This window comes from Pseudoalteromonas distincta, assembly GCF_005877035.1.
GTDB classification, from domain to species: domain Bacteria; phylum Pseudomonadota; class Gammaproteobacteria; order Enterobacterales; family Alteromonadaceae; genus Pseudoalteromonas; species Pseudoalteromonas distincta.
In genome coordinates, this window is sequence record NZ_CP040558.1 from 1,736,781 (window position 1) to 1,763,067 (window position 26,287).

Sequence of the window (26,287 nt, forward strand, 5' to 3'; positions counted from 1 at the left end):
TAACACTTACTTAAATAAAGTAATACGACTGTAGCTCAGTTGGTTAGAGCACTACCTTGACATGGTAGGGGTCGGTGGTTCGAATCCACTCAGTCGTACCAACATTAATGAAACGTATAATTGAAGGAAAGAGCACTACCTACTCTTGACCACCCGGTCCAAGGGTCAGTAGTTCGAATCCACTCAGTCGTACCAACGTTTAAAAAAGTATAATTGAAGGAAAAAGTACTACCTACTCTTGACCACCCGGTCCAAGGGTCAGTAGTTCGAATCCACTCAGTCGTACCAACATTTAAAAAAGTATAATTAAAGGAAAAAGCACTACCTACTCTTGATCACCCGGTCCAAGGGTCAGTAGTTCGAATCCATTTAGTCGTACCAACATTTAAGTAAAACCTCAAAAATTGTACGACTGTAGCTCAGTTGGTTAGAGCACTACCTTGACATGGTAGGGGTCGGTGGTTCGAATCCACTCAGTCGTACCACTTCAAAGTAATGAAAAAAACCTAAGAAAAAGCACTACCCACTCTTGATCACCCGGTCCAAGGGTCAGCAGTTCGAATCCACTCAGTCGTACCAATTCAAAGTAATAAAAAAAAACCTAAGAAAAAGCACTACCCACTCTTGATCACCCGGTCCAAGGGTCAGCAGTTCGAATCCACTCAGTCGTACCACTTCAAAGTAATAAAAAAATCAAAGAAAAAGCACTCCCTACTCTTGATCACTCGATCCAAAGGTCAGCAGTTCGAATTCACTCAGGCGTACCAATTAAAGTTTACATTTCAGATAGTTAAAACGCTTCCAATCTACTCGTTTACTTTTCACAAAAAAAACTAAAGCTAAGACCTAAAAGATCATTGTAAAAATTATAGTTTTATCGATTTACCTAAAACGTCCAAACCATATTTTTAGCCTTTAATCTCACTAAAAACTCAACTTCTACCTTACAAATTTACCACTTTGCAATTGAAGATTAAGTGACCAGTAACCTAAACTTGTTCGTGTCATTTAATAAATTTATTTTAGAGCCCAGGCTCAGTGAACTACTTGCTAGGCTGTGTTTTTTGAAGCTATTACTGAATTTTATTTTTATATAAATAAACTTATTAGATACCAGAATATATTAACTGATAATTGATGGTTCTTTCGTGTTAGGTTTTTTTGCCATATAAGACTCCAACCTATCTGCTTCTCTTTTTACAACCTCATAGCACTCGCAAGATTGGTGCTCTAATTGAGGTCGGTCTATCACACTAATATGACCACGTTTATAAGTGATAACACCTAGTTTTTGTAGTTTACCAGCGGCCTCAGTTACCCCTTCACGTCTTACGCCTAACATATTTGCTATTAGCTCTTGAGTCATTATTAAATTGTTACTCGGTAAACGGTCAATCGATAGCAAAAGCCAGCGGCTTAGTTGTTGCACTATACTATGATGACGATTACAAACTGCGGTTTGCGCCGTTTGGGTAATTAATGATTGCGTGTAACGTAACATGAGCATACGCATATCAGGCTCGCTGTTAAACTGCCTGCGTAATTCACAAGCGGGTAAGCGATAAGCGGTACCAGCACTTTGCACAATAGCCCGATTAGGGGGGCTTTCTCCCCCCATAAATACAGCTATACCTACAACCCCTTCATTACCGATAACTGATATTTCAGCAGATGAGCCATCAATCATCACATACAATAATGAAACAATACTATCTATTGGAAAATAAACGTAATCGAGCTTTTCACTTGTTTCATAAATAACTTCTCCAAGGGATAAATTGACTCGCTGTAAAAGCGGAAACATGCGGTGTTGTGCATCAGTAGTTAAAGCATTAAGCAGTGTGTTCTTCAATTGACCCATCGAGTGTGAATTTCCTTTTTATATGCCCAACTTATAACTAATAAAACCTCAAAGTAATGGCTTAAAAGCATGTAAGTCAGGATGTTTTAATAATAAACTCGGATTTGTTTATACAGTTATTGGGCGCTAGAAATGAAAGGTCGTTGCTTTTTGATAATAAAAATTGTTCTATTTTTATTAAAGAATTTTAAGGTGCCTTTTTACGCTTATTCACTTTTAATATAAGCCGACACTCCCGCTGTACTTCACTGAAATAATAAAATGTTCAATACAACAAGGCGAATATGTACGCTAACACACATAGTTTAAATTTATCTGCCTTTAGTTAATATATATCCATAATGATTGATGGAGATTAAAGATAATCTACACCACAATATAGCGACAACTCCCTGTTATAAAAAAAAATCGAACACTACTATTAGACTATGTGGGTTGACGAACCGACCATTAACGTTGCTTGATATATGTTGATGTATGTATTCAGCAATAAGATAAACTTTAAGAACATTTTTAATGGTGCGCTATTGATTCAGTAGGTGTAAAGTTGGTGCAGCTAACAATGAGCGCTCTAAGCAAACAATGTCGTCTTTGTACCAGCATTTAGTCAATAGCGATGATAAATTAATCCAATTACTCGCTACACCTTGCATCACAACAAACGGGGCTTATTATGACTAATGAAATTCAACACTCAATCGCAAACTTTGCAGCCTTAGAAACTTCAATAGCAAATGGGGAAGAACAATCGGTAAAAGAATTATTAGCAGATCAGTCAATGCAAGAGCTAGAAAAAAGCTACCTGTTAGACTTAGCTAAACTCGGTAATAACAGCGCTATCATAAAGCTATTAAATGATATTCCAGTAACAAAATAAATTTAACTGGTTGCTCTATAGTACAAAAAATTAGCTAAGCATATTTTTGGTCAAACTGACATTTTTCAGAAATATTGTCAGCTTTTCCTATCTATTACATATCTGAAAATCGGTTAGCCGATTGCACAATTCTTTTGATCTCATTTTCTTCAATATCTTTTATTGTATCAAGCAACGTTTTTGCGCTTTCGATATCTACACGAGAATATATATGAATGTATAACTCAATAACTTGTTCATGATGGTTTACTATTTTATCCATAATGTCTGAGATATCGAGCTCTTCAAAGAGTGAGTTACAATCAACGCGCTCAATAATTGAGTGCTTTTCGATGTAATCAAAACACCAGGTGTTTAGCGCTTTTTCGTCTGCCGTATTTTCAAATCCTTGTACAATATTCTCTAAACTCTCCTCATGCTCAGATAGGTAGCGAAGCATCATTCGTGCTCCCTCATCCTTATTTTGTTTAGAGCTCTGGTTTAGGCTATCTTTTAAGTTTTTGTGAAATAAAACGGTCCAATTAAGTACATCTCTAATTGTTTCAATTTGCATTTATTGCTCCTAAGTTTGATGATATCTATACAATATTTAAATATGAAGCATGCTAATTTTTAGGATTAGGCTCACTCGCCTTAGTGTGTTGTAAATACTGAAATAGCTCACTGTCGGTCGATAATACCAATGTTGTGTTTTGGCTAAGGGCAAGTTCAAGCGCCTGCAACGAACGGGTAAATGCATAAAATGCGACTGCTTGATCATTTTTGTTATAGGCTGAGGCGTAAATAGCGGCTGCTTTAGCATCAGCTTTACCTCTAATTTCTGTTACTGCTCGGTAGGCTTCAGATTGAATTTTATCTAAGTCTCGCTCTCTGTTACCTTGTATACGGGCAGCTTCGCCTTTTCCTTCTGACAAAAAGCGTTCTGCTATTTGACGACGTTCGCTGATCATACGTTCATAGATTTTAGGACGTACACTTTCATTATAATTAATACGTTTAAAGCGAATATCCATAAGCTCAATACCAAATACTTTTACTTTTTTGGCTGCGGCATTAAATATATCTTGCTCGACAACTAAGCGTCCCATGCTTATAGGCACTAAACTACCAATATTTTGCTCTTTTTCAGCCTCGGTGAGTGACGAGTCACGCAAAGGTTGGCGATCTTTCGTTGTACGAATAATTTCGATTAATTCGTGTGTGGCTACTGCATTACGCGTTTCACTGCCAAAAATATCATCGAGCCTAGACTGTGCGCTTCGCTCATCACCTAAGCGTAAAAAATACTGCAACGGATCGGTAACCTGCCACCGCGCGTAAAGACTTACAGAAATATAAAGCTTATCTTTGGTCGGCATATCAGAAGGTGTTCCTTCCCATTCCAGCACGCGCTTATCAATAAAATTAACTTGCTGAACAAATGGCATTTTGAGTTGAATACCCGCCTCTCTAATTGGCTCACCAACCGGTTTACCAAACTGAGTAATAACAACCTGCTCTACTTCGTTAACCGTATATAAAGCGCTATATAAAGTAACCCCTACAAGTGCAGCTAAAATACTGCTGCCAAAGATTAAATAAGATTTCATGGCTGCTGTCCTTTTAGTGACGTTAAATTGAGTAAAGGTAATACACCGCGTGCTTCGCTATCGATAATAATTTTATTTTTTATCGTTGGCATAACATCAGTCATTGTTTCTATATATATTCGTCTGCGTGTTACCTCAGGTGCCAGTTGGTACTGTGCAAACAGCGCATTAAAACGCAGAGCGTCGCCTTCAGCTTCATTAACTCGCTTAAGGCGATAACCGTCGGCTTCTCTTATTCGTTGGTCGCGCTCCCCCTCAGCAAGCGGAATAACGCGGTTATATTCGCGACGCGCTTCGTTAATCAACTTTTCTTTTTCTTGTTGAGCCTGATTAACTTCATTGAACGACCCTTGTACTGGTACGGGTGGATTAATGTTTTTTAGTTGAACCTGATCAATACTAATCCCCATTACATATTTGGTTGCCAATGCCTGCATTTTTTGTAATGCCTCAATTTCAATCCCTTGCCTGCCAATGGTAATTACTTCATCTACAGTTCTATCGCCTACAACTTCACGCATAACTGATTCAGACACGTATCGTAAAGTGCCTGCCGGGTCGCGCACCTCAAATAAGTACTTTTGGGGATCGGCTATCCGATATTGAATTACCCATTCAATTAGCGCAGTGTTTAAATCGCCAGTTACCATTTGGGTTTCTTCGCGTTGATTTGTTGCAGGTGAAATTTTTGGCGCAAATGAGCGAATATTATTTTCAGGATTAATATTTTGATCAGGGTCTGAGGCTCCAGGAGTAGAAAAACCAAACTCCTGCTTTAGTTGCCGCTTAGTAGGCACTATTGTGACGTGATCAACACCTAATGGGATTTTTACATGCAAGCCCGCAGGCAGAATTTCTTGAAACTTACCAAACCTTAATACCAAAGCAACTGAATCACTGGGAACGGTATAGACTGCGCTATAGCCTGTAGCAATCAATCCCAAAAACAATACTATGGTTAAACTTGTGCTAAATTTTCCACTCAGCAACTTCTTATACTTTTTAAACGCACCGCTCATCACTTTATCGATATCTGGCGGACCGCTTTTACTTTTAGAATTTGGATTATTTTCGTTTTGTGTAGAAATAATATTTTCCTTTTTAAGAAACCAAAAATATGGAGCCTTATTACTACTTTAGATTGTCATAAGCCCTAGCGTGCTTCGCAATCTAGGTGATAACTTCCTCTGTATAATTTAAGGGTAATAATTTAGGGGTAATGATTTAAGAAATAGTTTTAAGATTTGAATTCATGCACTTATAGATTAATTTAAAGCCAAAAAATCTTTATAAGACATTAGCGTATTTATTTTAATTGGTCTGTTCGCTACAACACATAGCTTGTTTTAACCAATAGGTTTAATTGATAAATAAAGGGTTAAGTACAACTAATGAGTACACATTATTGAATACCCATTAACCCCTTCACGCCCTATTTTGGCGTTGAATTAATTGATTTATTGCTCTTTTTTGAGGCAACCACTCGAATATATAAAACCCCAAGTATTGCAGAAAGAACCGAAGCCACTAAAACCGATGTTTTTGCGTTATGAAGATGCTCGGCTTGCCCATCAAACCCCAACGTAGCAATAAAGGTAGACATGGTGAATCCAATCCCAGCGATAAGTGAAGCACCAATAACATGCTGAAGATTGATACCTTCTGGCAAGCAACCTATTTTGTAGCGCAAAGCAAGCCAACACGCACCCGAAATACCAATAAACTTACCAACAACAAGACCACTAATAATACCTAAGCCAACGGGATCACTGAGGCTTTCAACAAATGAACTAAAGTTAAAAACCACACCCGCATTAACTAAAGCAAATAGCGGTAAAATAAACAGTGCGACAGGCAGGTGCAGCACATCTTCCCACCGACGCAAAGGTGTACCTGCATTTTCGGCTAAATCACGAATTTCGAGTACCTGTTTATGATCCTGCCTGCTAGCCAGAACATCTACTTTCTCTATTTCTTTTTGCATAGAGGTAATGGTTGTTTTTGCCTTTTCAAGCGACCTTCCTGAGCCCAACATTGAGCGTGCAGGAGCCGTTAAAGCAATAGCAACACCTGCTACAGTAGGATGAACACCTGACTGTAACATCATCCACCAGGTGGCAAGACCAATGATAATGTAAAAAAGCGGTTGTCTTATTCCGGCATAATTGGCGGCTACTAAAAAAGCAAATAGAACAACGGCGCATGACAAATACATCACCGATATTTCTTGGGTATAAAACACGGCAATAACGAGTATTGCCCCCACATCGTCAACAATCGCAAGACCTACAATAAAAGCCAACAAGCTTGTTGGTATATGTTTTCTTACAATTGTAAGCACACCTAATGCAAACGCAGTATCGGTTGCCATGGGTATACCCCAACCAATCAGTGAATCTTGCCCCCAGTTAAACAGCGAATAAATACCAGCCGGCACGACCATTCCGCCTATGGCGCAAAAAATGAGCATGTGTCTATTTTTGGGCTCAGCTAAATCTCCAGCAAGCACCTCTCGTTTTATTTCAAGCCCAAGCAATAAGAAAAATATCACCATCAAACCATCATTAATAATGTGTTTAAGCGAGGTTTGTAGCTCAAAGTTTCCTAATGAGATCCCAATAGGCGTATGCACTAAGTTCAGATAGGTAGCTGAATAAGCTGAATTTGCCCACCAAAGTGCAATGATTGTAGATACTAGAAGAAACAAACTAGAGGTGGTTTGAGCACGCATAAAATTAGAAAATGGGGTGTGCATATAGTCTAAGCCACGATTTAGTATATTTTTAGAATCGTTAGGCATATCAGGTAGCCTTATAAATTGTGGGTGTTCGTTTTATCAAAACTTTTAAGATTTAAGTTCTCCAGCTTTACTATCAGTCAACAAACACTTCGCCTTAAAATTACTAGCATTAAGACGAAGTGCCCCCCCCTAATTAATCTTACGTAAAATTAGATTAGAGATAGATATAATCATTGTGTTATTACGTTATAAGGATAAATATTTTCGCGGTTTTGGAATGCCAAAATAGCCGTATTTTTAATTATTCCTTGCTCAATGTTTATTGCACGGCGAATGGTTTCATCTTTTTGCCACTGCAAAGCACCTTTAAGTATCGTTTGTAAATAAACTATGAGCGCCGCAGAGATTGAACGCGTCGCGCTTTCCCATAAATAACTCGGTGTATGATCAACGCCATAATAATCCGTGTTGTTATATCGAAATAAAGGGTTTTTAAACGTTGTCGGCTTTGCAAAAAAGAATCCCATCCCCTCATCACAGCTAACATCAATAATTAAGCTGTTAGGTTTTAAGCAGTCTGCTTCTGATTCAATTACAAAGTTAACCGGATGAGCTGTTTCTTGATAAGTCCCGTTCACGATAATATCGGCTTCGCTAATAAGATCGCTAAGTGGTCGATTAGTCCCATCATGTTCAACAACCATCATACGAGCTTCTCCTTCAACACCTTCTCGTACCTTAACATAATGACAATCTAATATTTCTTCACGCACTTCGTGATCAGGACGCTGAATACAAATTGTAATATCTCTAAAGCCATGCGCTTTAAGGGCGTAAATAGCGCCTCTACTCACTGCACCAAAACTAAATATAATCGTTTTACGTTGATCGCCATAATGACCATCAATACCCTTAAGTTGCAAAGCATGTATTACAGCGCAATACCCTGCCATTTCATTGTTTTTATAAAAAGTATGGCGCCCTACATTTCCGTTTGGTGACCACACATACATATCTTCAAAAGCAATTAAGGTAAGTTTACGCTCTATCGCCGCTTGTGTTATTTCATGCTGTTGAACGCAGTGGGCATAGCCCCAAATAGTGCCTCCTTCGCGCATTTCTTCTAAGTCAGCAAGTACAGGCTTTGCGATAATGGCAGTGCCAATATGGGTAAGTATTTCGCTGCGAGATGCAATGCCACCCGTTAACGTTGCAATATATTCATCGCTAACATTAAAAGCGGTGCCATAGCCTTGTTCAAACACCATTTGTTTTCTAAGATTTTCGGGAATTCGTAATAAATGCTCTGGGTGAATAGGATACCGTCTTTCATCTGTCTTGCGGGATGTTCCGATAACGCCGATAGTTAATTCACTCATGCTAAGTCCTGTTTATAAAGTAAGTACGCTTGAGTTCATCAACGAATAATCGTACTTCGCCAATAAACTTAGGCGGTGTTTTTTCTGTACATTTATGGTTCGGATGAACCAACTCTATTTTACAAAGGTGTAATTTTGACAATAAATAATGAAGAGCAGTGAGTTAACTTGCATTGAGTTGCAAGCTGAAGCCTATTACCTTTTGAGTAAAAGTGCTGACTGAGTATATCAGAAATAAGTATTGCTAACTTGGGTATCTCAGACTGAAATAAAAGGAGTACTCGATAATTACTGAAGTTTTACCTTAGTGATTTACTTTTTAGAGCAGGTTTAATCTGCTTTGTATTGGGTTAGCCGAACGTTTGGCTTTTATATCAACTCCGGCTATGTGCCAGTGTAGGTCGGATAAGCGAAGCGCCATCCGACACAGTAAAATACCTTGCCAATTATTATCAACATTTTATGTTGTCGAGTGGCTGGAGAGTGCCATGAGCGGACGGTCGTAACGCCCACTTAAGCCGACTATTTTTGTTCCGTTTAAAGTGTTTGTTAGGTTTTTATATTTTTACATTCAATGGTTTGCAGTTCTCATCAAAAATCACATTACCTTTAATTAATTTTTCGCCGATCCATTCTAATTTTTTCAGATACTGCTTTTCTTTTGTTGCGTCAGTTAAAAGTGTCAAATATATAATCACCCTAGGGTAATCAAGAAACAAAGTATATTCGATTGTATTTCCCATTTCCTTTGCGTCTAAAACTCGAAGTATTAAATTGCAGTCTTCTCGCTTAATCGTATTGATATATTCAATTTTTGGGAGGTGATAATGCTGTTTAGATGTCAATTCTTGCTTTCTTAATAGGTCAGGTAAGTCGGGCCATTGCTTATCTTTATGGCTGAAAGCCATATAGATAAACCCTTCGGTATGAAAAGCTTCTTCTTGAGTTAAACCTGCCGCATAAAATGAAGCAACAAACCTCTCTTGACCCACTGCATCGACTACCCAGCCATCAGGAGATGTTACGATAGCGCACTCAGATTTAGAATATGGAATTGCCATAAATGACTGAAATTTTTCTAAATCATCAAAGTTGATGATTCGTAGTTCAATATCTTGAGAGTCATACATTGCTCGATTATAAGCCGCTTTAGTGTAACCATGATTTGTAATTAGGATACCTTTGCTAACTTTTAAGTCCTGTAAAAAACTAAGAAAGGACTCAACTGCCTTTACATCAACTTTTTTATTAAAATATTTACAATCAACCACAATCTTTAAATCGAAACCAGCTATTCGCCCTTCGATTAATATATCAATTTGGCGTTTTACTTTAGACATTAATCCTTCACGACGAACATCATGCTGTATTGAGGTTTCAGGAAATAACGATTGAAAGTGCTTCGTAATATATATTTCGTACTCTTTCCAGTTCATAGTGCCTCATCGGAAAACCTAACGCCTAAATAACAGGCTAAGTAATGGTTGGCTAATATTGTGTAGCGAAGCGAGACGTAGCCAACTGTTACGTGTCCTTGTTGATTTTCTTGTTATGTATCAACTTCAATAGCATAAGTTTTATTTGAATCTTTTAAAGACATTTGAATAAATTCAATTGAATTATTAACAATATCTTCATTGATAAAAACAATGTTGAAGTTTTTACCTACAATTTTCGTTGATGGATACTTAATGGCATCAAACCCTGCAAGCTTTGCACAGTCGGCAATAAACCTTGAAAAAACGTAACATGGCTTGTGGTAGCCTTCCGTATCCAATTCTCTGCTCATTAAAGAAGAAAATACTAAAGCTGATAATTCTTCTGCAAATTTAACATGTGATGCCTCGGGATCACTTAAATCAAGGACTTTTATATTTTGGCTAATTTTAAATTCAGCCACATAACAAAGTGCTTTTCTAACTTCCCTAAAGCAAGTATCAAAGTCACTCGCGGCATATAATACTTGTTGTCCAGCATGATTATATCTTCCTTCTTGGATGAATTTTTTAGGAGGGAATAAGAATTGGTTAAAGCTTAACTCTCCAATTTGAGTGGCAATTCTTGCTCTATAAAGAGTTTGCTCAATCTTATTGGAAGTTGTTGACTCTGCCAATTTTTTTAATAACTCAAAAGTTTCATTTGCAAAATAGTTAGAAAGAAGTAGAAAGGGGGTGTTTTCAGATAACTCAGCGATTGAATTTATATCTTCCTCAAATTCATTCGGTTTAACTTGATACGAAAATGGTAATTCGTAAGCCCAAATGTTACTAATTAAGTCATTAGAACATCGAGGACAGGGGTAATTTTTAAACAATATAGTAAATTCATGTTCTGTATATTGTTGTCGGCATCGTTTAGATCCACTATAAAATGAACTTAAATCAATTTGGTTACATTGGAATTCACCATCATTAGCATTAAAGGCTAATGGCCATGTTTTTAAAAAATCAGCATAGCAAGTATCGCAGCATGCTATATCTGCAGAAAACCATGACTCGATATCTGAGGTAAAAAGCTCTTCAAATAAAAAATCATTATCTTCAATTAATTGTTCTTCATATGTCGGCATGAATAAAAGTTCCACTTGATACATAACAACTTTATCAGAGGACACTTTCCCTTTTTTAGCGCGAAAACGTCCTTACTGTATGAGTTTCTATTAATAGCAAATAGTGTAAGTGATTGCCAGCTATAAATATTATGCTTTCTGTAACTCATTTAAACATGTAAAAAAGAGGAATGTTTCTTCTTATTCTTACCAAACTAATGAAGACTCACCTGACCGACTGCTTATCGCTCACTGCAGACTATCAGCTGTATTTGCTTTTTAGTTGCTTATTACACAAACTGCGCAACTACGTCTTTTTAAAAACTACGTCACGTCTAATATTATTCATTTTCACAACATAGTCGTAAGCTGATGACCCAGTTAACAACCAAGGGAAAACAGCGATGGAGGCAGCTTAAATCGAAATAATAAAAGTTTAAAAAATGATGTTAAACGCCATTACAGATCGCGATATTGAACAAGCTATTCACACTTTACTTAAATGCATTAGTAATTTACCTATTGAGAAATGAGATAGTTGCTGCGAGTTTATAAAGTGTTTGGGTTTAGTAAAAAAAGCTTAAGGAGTGAGGTAGTCTAACAACGCCAAAACTATTGCTTTAGTTTTGGCGCTTATTAAAGGGGGTAATATTTACCCTTTCATTTGTTCAAGCTCTTTGCCTTTGGTTTCGTGTAAAAACTTAAATACAAATATGACTGAAACAAACGCGCAAAATGCGTAAAAACCATACGCCCCTGCTAAACCAATGCCTGTGAGCATAACAGGGAACGACCAAGTAATTAAAAAGTTAGCTATCCACTGGGCAAAGCCGGTAACTGCAAGGCCAGAGCCACGGATTTGGTTAGGGAACATTTCGCCTAACATAACCCACATTACAGGGCCCCACGATAAGTTAAAAAAGAACACATACGCATTAGCGGCTATTAAAGCAACTATGCCCTGTTCTCCTAATTCTAAGTTACCTGTTGAGCCAATATCTGCGTTTAAAAAGGCATAGACAATAACCGAAAGCGTCACCGTCATACCAATTGAGCCGGTTAACAAAAAAGGTTTTCTGCCAATTTTGTCTATAAAATACATGGTAATAAACACCGCTAAAATACTTACAAAGCCGCTTATTATATTAATAAGTAACGCGTCAGATTCAGTAAAACCGGCAGCTTGCCAAAGTACCGCGCCGTAGTAAAAAACAACGTTAATGCCTACTAATTGCTGAAATGTAGCTAGGCCAATTCCTATCCAAACAATGGGGCGTAAACGTTTTTTAGGTTTATCAATAAGATCAGATAATTTAGGTTGGTGTTTATCGCCAGCAAGAGACTCTGCTATTTCATTTAATTTAAGAGCGGCAGTTTCAGCACCATATAATGACGATAAAACACGTGCAGCAGCGTCTTTTTTACCAGCCATAATTAAGTATCGAGGGCTTTCGGGGATAAAAAATAAAGCGATTAAAAACAAGCATGCAGGTAATAATTCAACCCAAAACATCCAACGCCATGTTTCAAAGTCGAGCCAAAATAAAGCCGTAGAGCCGCCAGCCGTATTTGCTAAAAAGTAGTTACTCACAAATGCGCTAAACAAACCAAAAATAATAGCCACTTGTTGCAGTGTAGAGAGCGTGCCTCTGTATCGCGCGGGGGCAATCTCGCTAATATAAGCAGGGGTCATAACCGATGCAGCCCCTACAGCTAAGCCGCCTAAAATGCGATAAATCACAAATTCAAACGATGTGACTGACACACCCGAGCCCCAAGCACTTATAATAAATAAAGCAGCGGCAAAAAGTAAAATTAGACGCCGACCAAATTTATCAGCCAATCGACCTGCGCAAAACGCACCAATGGCACAACCAATTAGCATGCTCGATACGTTAAATCCCGTACCCGCACTACTGGAGCCAAACGCCGTTTGTAATCCATCAACAGTGCCGTTAATTACACCGCTGTCAAAACCAAATAAAAACCCGCCAATGGTCGCAACAAAGCAAACCAGTACTATTAAAAGTACATTTTCTTTCTCGTTCATAAGTATCCATATTGTGTGTTGTTGTTATTTTATATAGATTTTGAAGCTCAAAAGGGTGTGCATATTCGCTTATTTAGTTATTTTTATTGGTTGAGCTTGATTCTCTTTCTATTAATTCAAAATCTAAAATATGTCTTAAGTCTAAGCTTTTTACATTGCTTAAATCGTTATACTGACCCGATGCAAGTAACGTAATCGCAAGCTCAGCCATTTCATTAATGGGCTGTTTTACCGTAGAAATATTTGGCCAAACTATGGTTGCAAGTTGCGTGTCATCAAAGCCAACAACCGACAGTTCGCTTGGAATATTAATGCCTTGTTTTTGAGCTATTGAGATTACAGCGGCTGCCATATCATCGTTAGCTGCAAAAATAGCCGTTGGTTTATCATCAAGCGAAAGCAATTTTATTGCCGCTTCCATACCCGATTGATAGGTAAAACTGCCCTGCTCTATATACTCAGGTGGCGTTATTATTTTATTAGAACGCAGCGCATCTAAATAGCCTTGGTAGCGCAAACGGCTTACACCTTGTTTGGTGTCGCCAATAATATGTGCAATTTTGCTATGCCCTTGATTTATTAAATGCTCTGTAACATCAAACGCCGCTTGGTAATCGTCCATGCATATATAAGGGGAGCGATTTAATTTTGTATCTGGCGTTATTCTTACAAATGGCACTTGAGCTTTAGTAAGCACATCTAAAACCTGTTCGTTATCGCACATAGGAGGCAGTAAAATCATGCCATCAACTTGTGTAACATCAATAAGTTGCTTTACCGATTCAATTGTTTTGTCAATATCGGTATGCGCTTCGTCAACAACTAGGTGGTAGCCCAGAGCGCGGCATTTTTTAAGCGCTGCTAACAAAAACTGGCTTATGTAAGAGTCACTTGGGTTATCGTATAAAAGCCCTAAAAAGAATGACTTAGTACTAGCAAGGCGCCTAGCAGACACATTTGGCCTGTAATTTAATTGCTCAACAACCGTCATTACTTTTTCGCGGGTTTTGTCGCTTACTTTTTTGTCTTGGTTGAGCACGCGCGAAACTGTCATCATTGATACACCAGCCTGCTCGGCTACATCTTGTATTCTTGCTCTTTTAGGATCGGCCATTACTGTTATTACCTACTCACAATCAGTGGATTGTTATAATTAACTTTCTTAATTTTCATTATACATAATTGTAAAGCTTGATATTGTTTACAGCGCGTTTTATGTGATTACTTATTGACAAAGTCTTATACTACACTGAAAATGTTAACGCTAACAACAAATTTATAATATCCACACCCAATAATATAAAAAACTTAAAAAGGCCTATATTATGAGCATGCTGCAAAACCCAATTCTAAGAGGCTTTAACCCAGACCCAAACATTGTCAGAGTTAATTACGACTACTACATAGCCACTTCAACATTTGAATGGTTTGGCGGTGTGCAAATTCACCACTCTACCGATTTAGTAAATTGGCGAGTTATAGGCCAAGCACTTAACACCGTAGAGCAACTCGATATGCGAGGAGTGCCCGACTCTTGCGGCGTATGGGCTGCGCAACTTAGTTACAATAATGGCCGTTTTTATTTGGTATATACCAATGTAAAAAGCTTTGATGGCCCTTACAAAGACACGCCAAACTATTTTGTATCAACCACTGATATTACCGGTAACTGGTCACAAGCGACTTACTTAAACTCTAGCGGTTTTGATCCGTCTATTTTTCACGATGATGACGGTAAAAGCTATTTGCTAAACATGCTGGTTGATCACCGCAACAACGCACTATTTGGTGGCATAGTAATGCAAGAGCTTTGCCTAAAAACCAATAAATTAATAGGCGATGTTAAACCTATATTTTCAGGCACAAAACTTGGTTGCACTGAAGGCCCACATATTTTAAAACGCGGCGATTACTACTATTTAATTACCGCTGAAGGTGGCACTGGGTATGAACACTGCATTAGTGTAGCGCGTGCTAAAAACGTATTTGGCCCTTACCAAGTACACCCGCACAACCCCGTTATTACAGCAGCCCACGAGCCGAGTAATACGCTACAAAAATGTGGCCATGGAGATTTTTTTCAAACGCAAGCCGGTAATTGGTACACGGTATTTTTAACATCTAGACCACTGACTGAGCGTGGCCGCTGCATTACAGGGCGTGAAACAGGGATTGAGCAAATAATCTGGAAAGACGATGACTGGCCTTATGCCAAACACACAAATAAAGCCCCGAGAATGCACGTACCCATTGAGGGTTTAATGCTAAATTCACAGCCGCAACCCACAACACATATTGATTTTAGTAAAGATGATCTGACTGTTGATTTTCAGTCATTGCGTATACCCATGTGCAAAAGCTGGGTGTATAAAAATACTCAAAAAGCATCGCTCACCCTAGTGGGAAAAGAGTCTTTAAGCTCATTGCATCAGCAAAGTTTTATTGCCAGGCGTGTACAGGCTCATCATACTGTTAGCAGCACATGCGTTGATTTTGCGCCGAGCAGTTTTCAGCAAATGGCGGGGCTAGTATGTTATTACAACACCGCGCATTACTACTATTTGCATATAAGCGGCGGCGATGTAGGTGATGAAGCCACACCGCGTTATTTAAATATAATAAGCTGCGATAAATACCAAACAAGTACGCCTGTTGCACCGCTTTTGCTTAAAACAAACAAACCTGTTTACTTAAAAGCTGATTTTAATGGCGCTCAGCTGCAGTTTTACTACGCCACCGAGAAAAACTGCTGGATAAAGTTTGGTCCTGTGCTCGATGGCAGTATTTTATCTGATGATTACGTGCAGCAATCACCACAAGGGTATCGCCCGTGTTTTACCGGCGCTTTTGTTGGTATGGCCTGCCAAGACTTATCGGGACAAAATAAAGAAGCTCACTATTCATTTTTTAATTATGACGAACCTAGCGACGAATAAATCGCCGCCAGTTAAGTTTATTATTTGATTGAAAGCTTTTTGAAACTGCTTTAAAGTTCTCTTAAAGTTCTCTTAAAACTATTTTAAAACAGGGCTTTAATACGTTCCATTTGTGATTGTAAAAGTAAACTTTGAGAGTGGCTCATAATGTCACTCTCTCGTTTGTTTTCGCTCAGTAAGCGCCCTACTTCTTGCGCTTCAAAGCTATAACCTTGTGACTGCCTGCCATCTTCAAAATGCTCAATTAAATCATCAAGCTCATACAAAGAGCACTCATAAGCCCTAAATGCATCGGGTATTTTTATATAGCCTTTGTCGCCAATAATATACGCGCCATTCCCTAACCGGCATTGAAATGACGTTGCTAAGCTCACCATTACATCGCCACAATTAGCAGTAATAAGTACATCGTCTTCCACGCCTTTGTAGCGAATATTTGCTCTTACGTGTAAGTTTTCAAGGTCGTTATTTAAAAAGTAATTGGTAATGGCAAGCGGATAAATTCCCATATCAAGTAAACAACCGCCCGCTAAATCTGGGTTATATTCACGCCCGTCAGGATTAAAAGGCACAGGATAGCCAAAGTCAGCTTTAACATGTTTAATAGTGCCAATTCGCCCTTGCTCTACCCATTGTTTTGCTTTTTGTATTGCAGGTAAAAAGTACGTCCACATGGCTTCCATTAAAAATACGTCGTGCTTTTTAGCCAGTAAAGACAACTGCTTACACTCTTCAGCCGAAACCGTAATGGGCTTTTCGCACAATACATGCTTACCTGCTTTAATAGCATCGCGGGCATTTTTAAAGTGAAAGTTATGCGGGGTCGCAATGTAAACTACATCAACGTTTTTATCATCAAATAGTGTCTGATACCCTTCGTAGGCATTGGCCGCACCATACTTGCTCGCAAAAGCGGTTGCATCATCCCCATTTCTTGCTGCAACTGCGTACGCAACACCATTATTTGTATGTGCTAAGTCTTCACAAAATTGTGCAGCAATTCGGCCACAACCAACAATACCCCAGTTTATTTTTTTCATAGTGTTTCCTTATGATCTTAAAAAGAAATTTAAGTGAACTCCAACAACCAAGCAATAAACTTGCAAATTAATTGTTAAACATAGTTTAAAACTAGCTTGACTTAACAATATCAAATCATTAATGTTAGCGCTAACACTAAAACAACATTAAGTATCACATTTATGTTCCTTGGTATCGATTTAGGCACTTCAGGTGTAAAAGTAATTATTTTAGACGAGCAAGACCAATTACTTGCTCAAGCAAGTGGATCTTTAAGCGTTTCACGCCCAGCACCACTTTTTTCTGAGCAAAACCCTTCAGATTGGTGGCTTGCTACCTGTAGTGCAATCGAGGAGCTTAAAAATACTCACCCTGCATTACTAAAATCGGTAAAGGCTGTGGGCCTTTCTGGGCAAATGCATGGCGCAACGCTGCTTGATAAAAACAATAATATTATTCGCCCAGCCATTTTATGGAACGACGGGCGCAGTGCTGCACAATGTGTAGAGCTTGAAAAACGCGAACCAAATTCTCGTAATATTACCGGCAACATAGTAATGCCTGGTTTTACTGCGCCTAAATTGGTGTGGTTAAAAGAGTTTGAACCAGAAAACTTTGCAAAAGTAGCCAAAGTATTACTACCAAAAGACTACCTACGCTTTTTAATGACCGGTGATTTTGCATCAGACATGTCTGACTCAGCGGGCACACTGTGGCTAGACGTAGAAAAAAGAGCATGGTCGAAAAAAATGCTCAGCGCCTGCGACTTAACAGAGCAGCACATGCCTACCCTTTTTGAAGGCACACAAATTACGGGCAAATTAACAGCTCAAGTTGCAGCTAAATGGGGAATGGAGCAAGTACCTGTTGTGGCAGGCGGTGGCGATAATGCTGCAGGCGCTGCAGGTGTTGGCGTAGTAAAGCCAAAACAAGCGTTTTTGTCATTAGGTACTTCGGGCGTTTACTTTGTTGCTAACGAAAAATACCTGCCTAACCCAGAAGGTGCAGTACATACTTTTTGTCATTGTATTGAAAACACCTGGCACCAAATGTCAGTGGTGTTAAGCGCAGCAAGCTGTTTAACCTGGGTGACTCAATTAACCGGTTTTAAAAACGAAGGCGCACTCCTTGAACAAGTAAGTAAATGCGACTTTAGCAAACCAAGCTCAGTGATATTTTTGCCTTATTTAACTGGTGAGCGCACGCCGCACAATAACTCCAACGCAAAAGGCGTGTTTTTTGGTTTAGACAGCGACACCGATGCAGCAACCCTTGGCCGCGCAGTACTCGAGGGCGTTGCCTTTGCTTTTGCCGATGGACAACAAGTACTGCTTGATGCCGGCGCACAAATTGACGATGTAACAGTAATTGGTGGTGGCGCTAAAAGCCCACTGTGGGGAAAAATCATCGCAAGTGTACTCAACCGCCCCCTAATTTACCGAGAAGGCTCAGAAGTTGGCCCCGCATTTGGCGCTGCAAGACTTGCCCGAATAGCAGTAACACAACTCCCTGCACAACAAGTGTGTGTTAACGGCAAAGTAACGCAAACAATTGAGCCAGACCCAGTCATGCAAGACTTTTACGCACAGCAATACACAACATACAAAGCACTTTACCAAAGTGTAAAAACATACTTTTAATACACTATTATAAAATTAATGGAGCACATTATGAGCGAACAATTTTTTACAAACGTTGAAAAAATCAAATTTGAGGGTGAAAACTCTAAAAACCCATTTGCATTTCGTTACTACGACGAAAACCAAGTAGTGCTTGGCAAAACAATGAAAGAACATTTACGTTTTGCAGCCTGTTACTGGCATAACTTTTGTTCTACAGGGTTTGATATTTTTGGTGAAGGTACGTTTGACCGTCCTTGGATCCAACCTGTAGGCAATCAATTAGAACTTGCTGAACAAAAAGTAAAAGTAGCCTTTGAATTTTATGAAAAATTAGGCGTTCCTTACTTTTGTTTTCATGATGTTGATATTGCCCCTGAAGGCAAAACACTACAAGAAAGCCACGATAACGTAACGCACATAGCTAACATTATCGAAAAAGAAATGCAGCGCACAGGTGTAAAACTACTGTGGGGTACTGCTAACTTATTCTCAAATCAGCGTTTTTGTGCCGGTGGTGCAACAAACCCTAATCCTAATACGTATGCATATGCAGCAGCACAAGTTAAACATGCAATGGAAATTACGCATCGTTTAGGCGGCGAAAACTACGTACTTTGGGGTGGTCGTGAAGGTTACGACACACTACTAAATACAGACCTTGCACAAGAAAGCGAACAGTACGCACGCTTTTTGAAAATGGTTGTAGAACACAAGAAAAAAATTGGTTTTAAAGGCACATTATTAATTGAGCCAAAACCACAAGAGCCAACTAAGCACCAGTACGATTACGATACAGCAACGGTTGCAGGCTTTTTATACAAGCACGGCTTACAAGACGAAATTAAAGTAAACATTGAAGCAAACCACGCAACACTTGCGGGTCATAGCTTCCACCACGAAATTGCAGTTGCTTGCGCTGAGGGCATTATGGGTAGTATTGATGCTAACCGTGGCGACATGCAAAACGGTTGGGATACTGATCAATTCCCTAACGACGTAGCTGAATGCACACTTGTTGTTTACGAAATTTTAAAAATGGGTGGTTTTACAACGGGCGGCTTTAACTTTGATACTAAACTTCGTCGTCAATCGTGTGAGCGTGATGATTTATTTATCGGTCATATTGGTGGTATGGATACGATGGCAAAAGCATTACTCAATGCAGCAGCAATGATTGAAGGCGGCGAGCTTTCTGACTTTGTAGAAAAACGTTACGCAGGCTGGAAAGAAGACCTAGGTCAAAGCATTCTAAATGGTGAGCAATCACTTGAAAGCCTTTCAGCCTTAGTACACGAAAACAACATCGATCCTAAGCAAGTTTCTGGCCGACAAGAGCTGCTTGAGAATATTGTTAACCGCTACGTATAAGGACATCGCCTCGGTTTTAAAGCCGAGGCGTACATCATTATGAACTTGTTAGAACAACTCAAAAAAGTAACCACAGTCGTTGCCGACAGTGGCGATGTAGAGTCAATCAAAGCCCTACAACCGGTTGATGCAACAACCAATCCTTCGTTAATTTTACAAGCTGCAAAATTACCTCAATATAAACATTTAATTGAAGACGCTATAAATAAAGCTGGCAACAACGTTGACGCTATATGCGACCAACTTATTGTTAACTTTGGCTGTGAAATACTAAAAGTAATACCTGGGCGTATATCGAGCGAAGTAGATGCGCGTTTATCGTTTGATACCCAAGCAAGTATTGCCAAAGGGCGTAAGCTTATTTCACTTTACGAGCAAGCGGGTATTTCAAAAGACCGCGTACTTATTAAACTTGCTTCAACATGGGAAGGCATTAAAGCCGCCGAGCAGTTAGAAAAAGAAGGCATTAAGTGTAACTTAACGCTGCTTTTTTCGATGGCTCAAGCCATTGCGTGCGCACAAGCTAACGTAACGCTTATATCTCCGTTTGTTGGTCGTATTCTTGATTGGTACAAAGCCCGCGATAATAAAGAATACACCCCAAGCGAAGATCCTGGTGTGCAGTCGGTTACAGGTATTTATCAGTACTATAAAAAGTACGATTATAAAACCGTGGTAATGGGTGCAAGCTTTAGAAACATTCAGGAAATAATCGAACTTGCTGGCTGCGATTTACTGACTATCTCGCCATCATTACTCAATGATTTACAAAGCCAAGAAGGTGAACTGGTTACAAAGCTTGACGCTGCAAACATTGCCAAAGCACCGCAAAGTGACTTAACCGCACTCACCCATGAGCAATTTTTATGGCAGCACAACGAAGATGCAATGGCCAGCGAAAAGCTCGGTGAAGGTATTCGTAATTTTGCCAAAGATCAGCGTATTTTGACTAAATTGGTTGAAGACTTACTAAACTAATTTCCCTCAAGCCTGCCACATAACGTGCGGGCTTTTTTAATTTTATTTGAGGTAATACATGACTCAACTTTCTTCTCGTGCGCCTTTTGCTAATGCCATTCGTGCACTCAGTATGGATGCGGTACAGCAAGCAAACTCAGGGCATCCGGGCGCACCTATGGGTATGGCCGATATAGCCGAAGTACTGTGGAACGATTTTTTAAACCACAATCCAACCGATCCAAATTGGCCAAACCGAGACCGCTTTGTACTCAGTAACGGTCACGGCTCTATGCTTATTTATTCTTTATTACATTTAAGCGGGTACGAACTACCACTAAGCGAGCTTAAACAATTTAGACAAATGCATTCAAAAACCCCAGGTCACCCTGAATACGGTTACACCCCAGGTGTTGAAACAACCACAGGTCCGCTTGGCGCAGGTTTATCAAATGCCGTAGGTATGGCTATTGCCGAAAAAGCCCTAGCAGCACAATTTAACAAAGAGAGTTTTGATATTGTAGATCATTACACTTACTGTTTTATGGGTGATGGCTGTTTAATGGAAGGCATATCGCACGAAGCATGTTCGCTTGCAGGCACATTAGGCCTGGGTAAACTTATTGCTTTTTGGGACGATAACGGCATATCTATCGACGGACACGTTGATGGCTGGTTTACCGACGACACCGCTAAACGCTTTGACGCTTACGGCTGGCATGTAATAAAAGATATTGACGGCCACGACCCAGAGCAAATTGCCAGCGCCATTGCGCAAGCCAAACAAGTGAGCGATAAACCTACTCTACTTTGTTGTAAAACCGTGATTGGTTTTGGCTCGCCAAATAAATCAGGCTCGCACGACTGCCATGGCTCGCCATTAGGTAATGACGAAATAACTGCGGCGCGCAAATTTTTAAACCTACCAAATGAAGCATTTAGTATCAGTGATGATATTTACGCCCATTGGGACGCTAAACAAAGCGGTGATAAAAAACAAAAACAATGGCAGCAACTGTTTAGCGACTACACCAAAAGCCACCCAGAGCTTGCTAAAGAATTTGAGCGACGCGTAATTAAACGCACCCTTCCTGACAACTTCGAAGCTATTGCAAACAACTATATTGCACAGTGCAACAAAGACGCCGCTAATATTGCCAGCCGAAAAGCCTCGCAAAACACCATTGAAGCCTTTGCCCCGCATTTACCAGAGTTACTGGGTGGCTCTGCCGATTTAGCCGGTTCTAACTTAACGCTGTGGTCTGGCTCTAAAGGCATAAGCGCAGATGACGCCAGCGGTAATTACCTGTTTTATGGCGTGCGCGAGTTTGGTATGAGCGGCATTATGAATGGCATATCACTGCACAGTGGTTTTATTAATTACGGTGCTACATTTTTAATGTTTATGGAATACGCCCGTAACGCAGTAAGAATGTCGGCACTTATGGGTATTCAAAATATATTTGTGTATACCCACGACTCTATTGGCCAAGGTGAAGACGGTCCAACTCACCAACCTATTGAGCAACTAGCCAACCTACGTATGACGCCAAACCTAGTCACATGGCGCCCATGTGACGCAGTAGAAACTGCAGTATCATGGAAAAACGCGATACAAAATCAGCAGCAACCTACAGCGCTTATTTTTAGTCGCCAAGGGCTCAACCACCAGCCACGCAGCGCTCAGCAAATTAGCGACATAGAAAAAGGCGGCTATATTCTTAGCGAAAGCAATAAAGCGCCTGAGCTTATTTTAATTGCAACGGGGTCTGAAGTTGATTTAGCAATGCAAGCCGCAAAAGAGCTGACAACACAAGGTGTTGCAGTGCGTGTGGTATCAATGCCAAGCACCACATTGTTTGATCTACAATCAGACGATTACAAGCAAAGTGTATTGCCAAACTCGGTAGCAAACCGTATTGCAATTGAAACATCACACCAAGATTACTGGCTAAAATATGTAGGCTTACAAGGAAAAGTAATTGGTATGAGCACTTTTGGTGAGTCGGCGCCAGGTAACGTGTTATTAGAGCATTTTGGCTTTACCACCAAAAATGTAGTGAGCACCGCGCAGGCGTTAATTAAAGCCAACGCTTAATATATTTAGTACGCGTAATGCGCTAAATAATCCAAACTTTATCCAATTAATGCGCTAAGCCTCCCAAAGCTCGGCGCATTTTTATAATTAACTAACAAAGGTGAACTATGAAATATTTACTATTAATTATGCTTTTTAGTGCAAGTACTAGTTTTAACGCATGGGCAAATGACGAGCAAAATGATGAACTAATGCTAACGATTTTTTTAAAGCACGACCAATCAAAAAACCTCTCTGAGATAAAAGAAATACTAAACAACACTAACTTTTACAAACACTTCCCACCAGAGGGCGCAACAGTAGAATCTTGGAAAGTAATGATGGGTATAGGGCAAGTAGTTACCTTGCGCTTTCCGGCAGCGTTATTACCAAAAGTAAATTTATCGATTGAACGTTATGGTTGGAAAGCCTACAGCACTGAGTTTTATCCAACATACAATCTGTACCCAATCGTAAAAGAAGAAATTAAAAAAGCTAGAACGAACAATTAAAAGAGTAACCAACATGACAACTTCAATTGTTCAATACACACTAAGTAATGAAGCAAACGACACTATTTCTATTATTAACTATGGTGCCCGGCTTACCAGCTGGGTTACCCATGTTGATAATAAAAAACGAAATATTATACTTGGCTATTCTAATATTAATGACTATTTAAACGACACGTTTTACTTAGGCGCTGTAGCCGGTCCTTATGCAAACAGGCTAAGTAACGCCCAAATAAACATCGATGATAAAGCCTATGCACTTAATAAAAACGAAGGAGTAAACCAACTCCACGGCGGTCAAAAAGCATTAAGCGACTTGTTTTGGCAGCTCGATTACCATCAAAAAAATGCGTTAAGTTTAAGTATTACCCTACCCGATGGTTATAACGGCTACCCCGGTAAAACTATATTTAACGTGCTGTATACCTTTACCACTAACAGTAAAAACCAAAGTAATCTTGATATTAAATTTACGATTACCAGTAATAAAAAAACCATTGCAGGGCCAACAGCGCACCCATATTTTAATTTAAATGGCATTACTAACAGCGCACAAGGGCATACATTAAAACTGGCCGCCGCGCATTATACCCCCATAGATACAAATGCCATTCCCACAGGTTTAATAGCCCCTGTAGCAAATACAACTTTTGACTACACAAATACGCGTGTACTTAATAAAACCGATAAACTCGATCATAACTTTGTCACCGAACAAGTGCTTAATCTGCAAACCAATAAGCAACACGCAGAGCTTACAAGCGCTGATGAAAAACTCATGCTAAACGTGTTTTCTAACTACCCTGCTATTCAGGTATATACAGGGCAGCACTTAAAAAATCCGTTTAACCAATTTGACGGTATTTGCCTAGAGCCGCAATTTTTCCCCGACAGCCCTAATAACCCACATTTTCCTTTTAGCTATTTAACACCTCAAGTGCCTTTGCAAACACACATAAGTTATTGTTTAACTACTATGTAAACCAAAAAAGGATCGCTATTAAGCGATCCTTTGCGGGAGGTTAAATGTTTAGTGCTATTATAAATCGCTTACAAAGCTTTTAAGTTTTAACTCACGGTCAATTAATAATGGGTAATCGGTGCGCCCTTGCATTGGCCAATCGTTGCGCCAAGTGCGTGCATCGCTTATGCCCCAAAAAGTAACGCGGCTTACTTTATCGTCATGTTTTTTAAGTATGTCGAACACAGCTTTATAGCGCTCGCCTAACTGGGTGTTTACTTCACTAGGCAAACCATTCGGGTATGGGTTAAAGCGCTCTTGCAGCGCAATATCTAACGAAATATCAGCCCCTTGTTCTTCACCTTCAGGGAACGGTAATACCGAAATATCAAGCTCGGTTATCATCACATCAATATCCGTTGCAGCGTATGCCACAATAGAGTCTTCCATTAACGAAAGCTCTGGGTTATCAAGGGAATAATGCGCTTGCATACCAATTCCATCAATTTCAATACCTTTGCTTTGCAAGTTTTTAATAAGCGCAATTGCACCGGCTCTTTTTTCTGGCTTATATAAGTTGTAATCGTTGTAGTATAGCTTGGCATTAGGCGCTGCCTGCTTAGCGTATTTAAACGCATATTCTATAAAGTCGTCACCAATAATGGTGCTCCATTTAGATTCACGCAGTGTGCCGTCTTCGTTAAGTGCTTCGTTTACCACGTCCCATGCAAAAATGCGGTTTTTATAACGCCCTGCAACAGCATTAATATGGTTTTGCATGCGCTTAAGTAATGCATCGCGGGTTAGCGGCTCGCCTTGTTCGTCTTCAAAAACCCAGTCAGGAGTTTGCGAATGCCACACTAATGTATGCCCAACTAATTCTTGGTTGTTCTCTTGTGCGTACTGAACTAACGCATCAGCGGCTTCAAAATCATAGGTTTCTAGCTCTGGGTGTATACGCTCCCACTTCATTGAGTTTTCTGGCGTAAAGGTATTAAATTGCGCTTTAGCTACGTTTAAATCTTCAGGCAAAGCCCCTAATATTTGGTCACGGCTAATCGCTGTACCAATTTTAAAGTGGCCTTTAAATTGCGCTTTTAGCGTTAATTGCTCCGGCGCTTTTAATGTTGGTTTACTTTGCTCTGCTGAGCCATTACAGCCAAGTGCAAGGCTCGACATTCCTAATAAAATAGCAATCGTAAATTTATTTTTATGCATGATGTACCTGTTGTGTGTTTTTTAGTGTGCAACGTAAACTTAACACCATATAGTCTTTTTGACAACAACGTTTTATTAAAATAGACTGAACAAAAATAACACTTTTAACTAGCACGAAAATTAGCAAGGACACACATGAAAAATATAACAACCACCTTATCATTAATAGCAGTAGCCATCTTTGCATTAACTGTAAACGCAGCTGATAAACCCACTCAACTTACATCAGCTATTGTGAGTCAAAAAGACGCGCACATTACTCATTACGAAGGCGCTGATTTTCATACTTACTTTTACGGCGATACACCACTCACCAAGGGCGCTATTACAGGCGTTGCGGTTATTAAACCTAATAACGAAATACACCCCGCCCACCAGCATCCTGATGAAGAATACTTAATGATTTTAGAGGGGTCAGGTACCTGGACGCTTAATGGCAAAAGCCAGCCTGCTCATAGTGGAGATATCTTATTTGCAGCCCCTAACGACGTACACGGCATTTATAATAACGGCGATGTGCCGCTTAAGTTTGTGGTAGTAAGATATCAAACTAAGTAGGTTTTAGTGGCTTT

The 26,287-nt window shown here is 39.5% G+C and carries 21 protein-coding genes and 2 tRNA genes; 11 read left to right on the forward strand and 12 right to left on the reverse strand.

Annotation, left to right across the window (positions count from 1 at the left end):
• Positions 1–24: 24 nt before the first annotated feature.
• A tRNA-Val gene (locus FFU37_RS07755) sits at positions 25–101 on the forward strand.
• 307 nt (positions 102–408) lie between these two features.
• Positions 409–485: transfer RNA gene (locus FFU37_RS07760), tRNA-Val, on the forward strand.
• 638 nt (positions 486–1,123) lie between these two features.
• Here FFU37_RS07760 and FFU37_RS07765 read toward each other — a convergent pair.
• Positions 1,124–1,861, reverse strand: a complete 738-nt coding sequence (locus FFU37_RS07765) for a Crp/Fnr family transcriptional regulator (RefSeq protein WP_138489166.1) — start codon at positions 1,859–1,861, stop codon at positions 1,124–1,126.
• 673 nt (positions 1,862–2,534) lie between these two features.
• Between FFU37_RS07765 and FFU37_RS07770 the strand changes: the two genes are divergently transcribed.
• On the forward strand, positions 2,535–2,738 hold the full coding sequence (locus FFU37_RS07770; RefSeq protein ID WP_002962616.1) for a hypothetical protein: 204 nt from the start codon (positions 2,535–2,537) through the stop codon (positions 2,736–2,738).
• A gap of 94 nt (positions 2,739–2,832) precedes the next feature.
• Here FFU37_RS07770 and FFU37_RS07775 read toward each other — a convergent pair whose 3' ends face one another.
• The 9 genes from FFU37_RS07775 to FFU37_RS07815 form a co-directional block, all read right to left on the reverse strand.
• Complete coding sequence (locus FFU37_RS07775) at positions 2,833–3,291, reverse strand: ATPase (RefSeq protein ID WP_138489167.1); 459 nt, start codon at positions 3,289–3,291, stop codon at positions 2,833–2,835.
• Positions 3,292–3,343: 52 nt separating this feature from the next.
• A complete protein-coding gene (hflC, locus tag FFU37_RS07780; RefSeq protein ID WP_138489168.1) occupies positions 3,344–4,327 on the reverse strand; it encodes a protease modulator HflC in 984 nt (327 codons plus the stop codon).
• Positions 4,324–5,265: an FtsH protease activity modulator HflK gene (gene hflK / locus FFU37_RS07785; RefSeq protein WP_002962612.1), complete on the reverse strand. Its 942-nt coding sequence runs from the start codon at positions 5,263–5,265 to the stop codon at positions 4,324–4,326. The genes hflC and hflK overlap by 4 nt, the downstream gene beginning before the upstream one ends.
• Positions 5,266–5,759: 494 nt before the next feature.
• Positions 5,760–7,127, reverse strand: coding sequence for a Na+/H+ antiporter NhaA (gene nhaA, locus FFU37_RS07790; RefSeq protein ID WP_138489169.1), 1,368 nt, complete (start codon positions 7,125–7,127; stop codon positions 5,760–5,762).
• A 170-nt stretch (positions 7,128–7,297) separates the two neighbouring features.
• Positions 7,298–8,446: a N(5)-(carboxyethyl)ornithine synthase gene (locus FFU37_RS07795; protein WP_033021975.1), complete on the reverse strand. Its 1,149-nt coding sequence runs from the start codon at positions 8,444–8,446 to the stop codon at positions 7,298–7,300.
• Between the two features lie 557 nt (positions 8,447–9,003).
• On the reverse strand, positions 9,004–9,882 hold the full coding sequence (locus FFU37_RS07800) for a restriction endonuclease (RefSeq protein WP_138489170.1): 879 nt from the start codon (positions 9,880–9,882) through the stop codon (positions 9,004–9,006).
• Positions 9,883–9,995: 113 nt separating this feature from the next.
• Positions 9,996–11,015 (reverse strand): RES family NAD+ phosphorylase, encoded by a 1,020-nt coding sequence (locus tag FFU37_RS07805; RefSeq protein ID WP_175413893.1) that lies wholly within the window; start codon positions 11,013–11,015, stop codon positions 9,996–9,998.
• A 631-nt stretch (positions 11,016–11,646) separates the two neighbouring features.
• Entirely contained in the window at positions 11,647–13,044 is a 1,398-nt protein-coding gene (locus FFU37_RS07810; protein ID WP_138489172.1) for a sugar porter family MFS transporter, read from the reverse strand.
• 73 nt (positions 13,045–13,117) lie between these two features.
• The gene (locus tag FFU37_RS07815; protein ID WP_138489173.1) at positions 13,118–14,158 is read right to left on the reverse strand and encodes a LacI family DNA-binding transcriptional regulator; all 1,041 of its coding nucleotides are present in this window, start codon (positions 14,156–14,158) and stop codon (positions 13,118–13,120) included.
• A 211-nt stretch (positions 14,159–14,369) separates the two neighbouring features.
• On the opposite strand from FFU37_RS07815, the gene FFU37_RS07820 reads away from it, so the two are divergent.
• Positions 14,370–15,980, forward strand: a complete 1,611-nt coding sequence (locus tag FFU37_RS07820) for a glycoside hydrolase family 43 protein (RefSeq protein ID WP_138489174.1) — start codon at positions 14,370–14,372, stop codon at positions 15,978–15,980.
• An 83-nt stretch (positions 15,981–16,063) separates the two neighbouring features.
• On the opposite strand, the gene FFU37_RS07825 is transcribed toward FFU37_RS07820, so the two are convergent.
• Entirely contained in the window at positions 16,064–17,020 is a 957-nt protein-coding gene (locus FFU37_RS07825) for a Gfo/Idh/MocA family protein (protein WP_138489175.1), read from the reverse strand.
• A 162-nt stretch (positions 17,021–17,182) separates the two neighbouring features.
• On the opposite strand from FFU37_RS07825, the gene xylB reads away from it, so the two are divergent.
• The 6 genes from xylB (at position 17,183) to FFU37_RS07855 (ending at position 24,518) form a co-directional block, all read left to right on the forward strand.
• Positions 17,183–18,640: a xylulokinase gene (gene xylB, locus FFU37_RS07830; protein WP_138489176.1), complete on the forward strand. Its 1,458-nt coding sequence runs from the start codon at positions 17,183–17,185 to the stop codon at positions 18,638–18,640.
• Positions 18,641–18,670: 30 nt separating this feature from the next.
• Positions 18,671–19,990 (forward strand): xylose isomerase, encoded by a 1,320-nt coding sequence (gene xylA / locus FFU37_RS07835; protein ID WP_024599023.1) that lies wholly within the window; start codon positions 18,671–18,673, stop codon positions 19,988–19,990.
• Positions 19,991–20,029: 39 nt separating this feature from the next.
• A complete protein-coding gene (gene tal / locus FFU37_RS07840) occupies positions 20,030–20,968 on the forward strand; it encodes a transaldolase (RefSeq protein WP_138489177.1) in 939 nt (312 codons plus the stop codon).
• 58 nt (positions 20,969–21,026) lie between these two features.
• On the forward strand, positions 21,027–23,045 hold the full coding sequence (gene tkt, locus FFU37_RS07845) for a transketolase (RefSeq protein ID WP_138489178.1): 2,019 nt from the start codon (positions 21,027–21,029) through the stop codon (positions 23,043–23,045).
• A 107-nt stretch (positions 23,046–23,152) separates the two neighbouring features.
• The gene (locus FFU37_RS07850) at positions 23,153–23,536 is read left to right on the forward strand and encodes a hypothetical protein (protein WP_138489179.1); all 384 of its coding nucleotides are present in this window, start codon (positions 23,153–23,155) and stop codon (positions 23,534–23,536) included.
• Positions 23,537–23,549: 13 nt separating this feature from the next.
• Positions 23,550–24,518 (forward strand): aldose epimerase family protein, encoded by a 969-nt coding sequence (locus FFU37_RS07855; protein WP_138489180.1) that lies wholly within the window; start codon positions 23,550–23,552, stop codon positions 24,516–24,518.
• A 57-nt stretch (positions 24,519–24,575) separates the two neighbouring features.
• Here FFU37_RS07855 and FFU37_RS07860 read toward each other — a convergent pair whose 3' ends face one another.
• On the reverse strand, positions 24,576–25,715 hold the full coding sequence (locus tag FFU37_RS07860) for an endo-1,4-beta-xylanase (RefSeq protein ID WP_138489181.1): 1,140 nt from the start codon (positions 25,713–25,715) through the stop codon (positions 24,576–24,578).
• Between the two features lie 135 nt (positions 25,716–25,850).
• Between FFU37_RS07860 and FFU37_RS07865 the strand changes: the two genes are divergently transcribed.
• Positions 25,851–26,273, forward strand: coding sequence for a cupin domain-containing protein (locus FFU37_RS07865; protein WP_138489182.1), 423 nt, complete (start codon positions 25,851–25,853; stop codon positions 26,271–26,273).
• The last annotated feature ends 14 nt before the right edge of the window (positions 26,274–26,287 follow it).

Bases quoted from the DNA above. Each gene is read 5' to 3' on its own strand.
- FFU37_RS07810 (WP_138489172.1), bottom strand. From the start codon at position 13,044: ATGAACGAGAAAGAAAATGTACTTTTAATAGTACTGGTTTGCTTTGTT.
- FFU37_RS07850 (WP_138489179.1), top strand. From the start codon at position 23,153: ATGAAATATTTACTATTAATTATGCTTTTTAGTGCAAGTACTAGTTTT.
- tal (WP_138489177.1), top strand. From the start codon at position 20,030: ATGAACTTGTTAGAACAACTCAAAAAAGTAACCACAGTCGTTGCCGAC.
- tkt (WP_138489178.1), top strand. From the start codon at position 21,027: ATGACTCAACTTTCTTCTCGTGCGCCTTTTGCTAATGCCATTCGTGCA.
- xylA (WP_024599023.1), top strand. From the start codon at position 18,671: ATGAGCGAACAATTTTTTACAAACGTTGAAAAAATCAAATTTGAGGGT.
- FFU37_RS07770 (WP_002962616.1), top strand. From the start codon at position 2,535: ATGACTAATGAAATTCAACACTCAATCGCAAACTTTGCAGCCTTAGAA.
- hflC (WP_138489168.1), bottom strand. From the start codon at position 4,327: ATGAAATCTTATTTAATCTTTGGCAGCAGTATTTTAGCTGCACTTGTA.
- FFU37_RS07805 (WP_175413893.1), bottom strand. From the start codon at position 11,015: ATGCCGACATATGAAGAACAATTAATTGAAGATAATGATTTTTTATTT.
- FFU37_RS07825 (WP_138489175.1), bottom strand. From the start codon at position 17,020: ATGAAAAAAATAAACTGGGGTATTGTTGGTTGTGGCCGAATTGCTGCA.
- FFU37_RS07860 (WP_138489181.1), bottom strand. From the start codon at position 25,715: ATGCATAAAAATAAATTTACGATTGCTATTTTATTAGGAATGTCGAGC.
- FFU37_RS07795 (WP_033021975.1), bottom strand. From the start codon at position 8,446: ATGAGTGAATTAACTATCGGCGTTATCGGAACATCCCGCAAGACAGAT.
- FFU37_RS07765 (WP_138489166.1), bottom strand. From the start codon at position 1,861: ATGGGTCAATTGAAGAACACACTGCTTAATGCTTTAACTACTGATGCA.
- FFU37_RS07800 (WP_138489170.1), bottom strand. From the start codon at position 9,882: ATGAACTGGAAAGAGTACGAAATATATATTACGAAGCACTTTCAATCG.
- FFU37_RS07815 (WP_138489173.1), bottom strand. From the start codon at position 14,158: ATGGCCGATCCTAAAAGAGCAAGAATACAAGATGTAGCCGAGCAGGCT.
- FFU37_RS07855 (WP_138489180.1), top strand. From the start codon at position 23,550: ATGACAACTTCAATTGTTCAATACACACTAAGTAATGAAGCAAACGAC.
- xylB (WP_138489176.1), top strand. From the start codon at position 17,183: ATGTTCCTTGGTATCGATTTAGGCACTTCAGGTGTAAAAGTAATTATT.
- FFU37_RS07865 (WP_138489182.1), top strand. From the start codon at position 25,851: ATGAAAAATATAACAACCACCTTATCATTAATAGCAGTAGCCATCTTT.
- FFU37_RS07775 (WP_138489167.1), bottom strand. From the start codon at position 3,291: ATGCAAATTGAAACAATTAGAGATGTACTTAATTGGACCGTTTTATTT.
- nhaA (WP_138489169.1), bottom strand. From the start codon at position 7,127: ATGCCTAACGATTCTAAAAATATACTAAATCGTGGCTTAGACTATATG.
- FFU37_RS07820 (WP_138489174.1), top strand. From the start codon at position 14,370: ATGAGCATGCTGCAAAACCCAATTCTAAGAGGCTTTAACCCAGACCCA.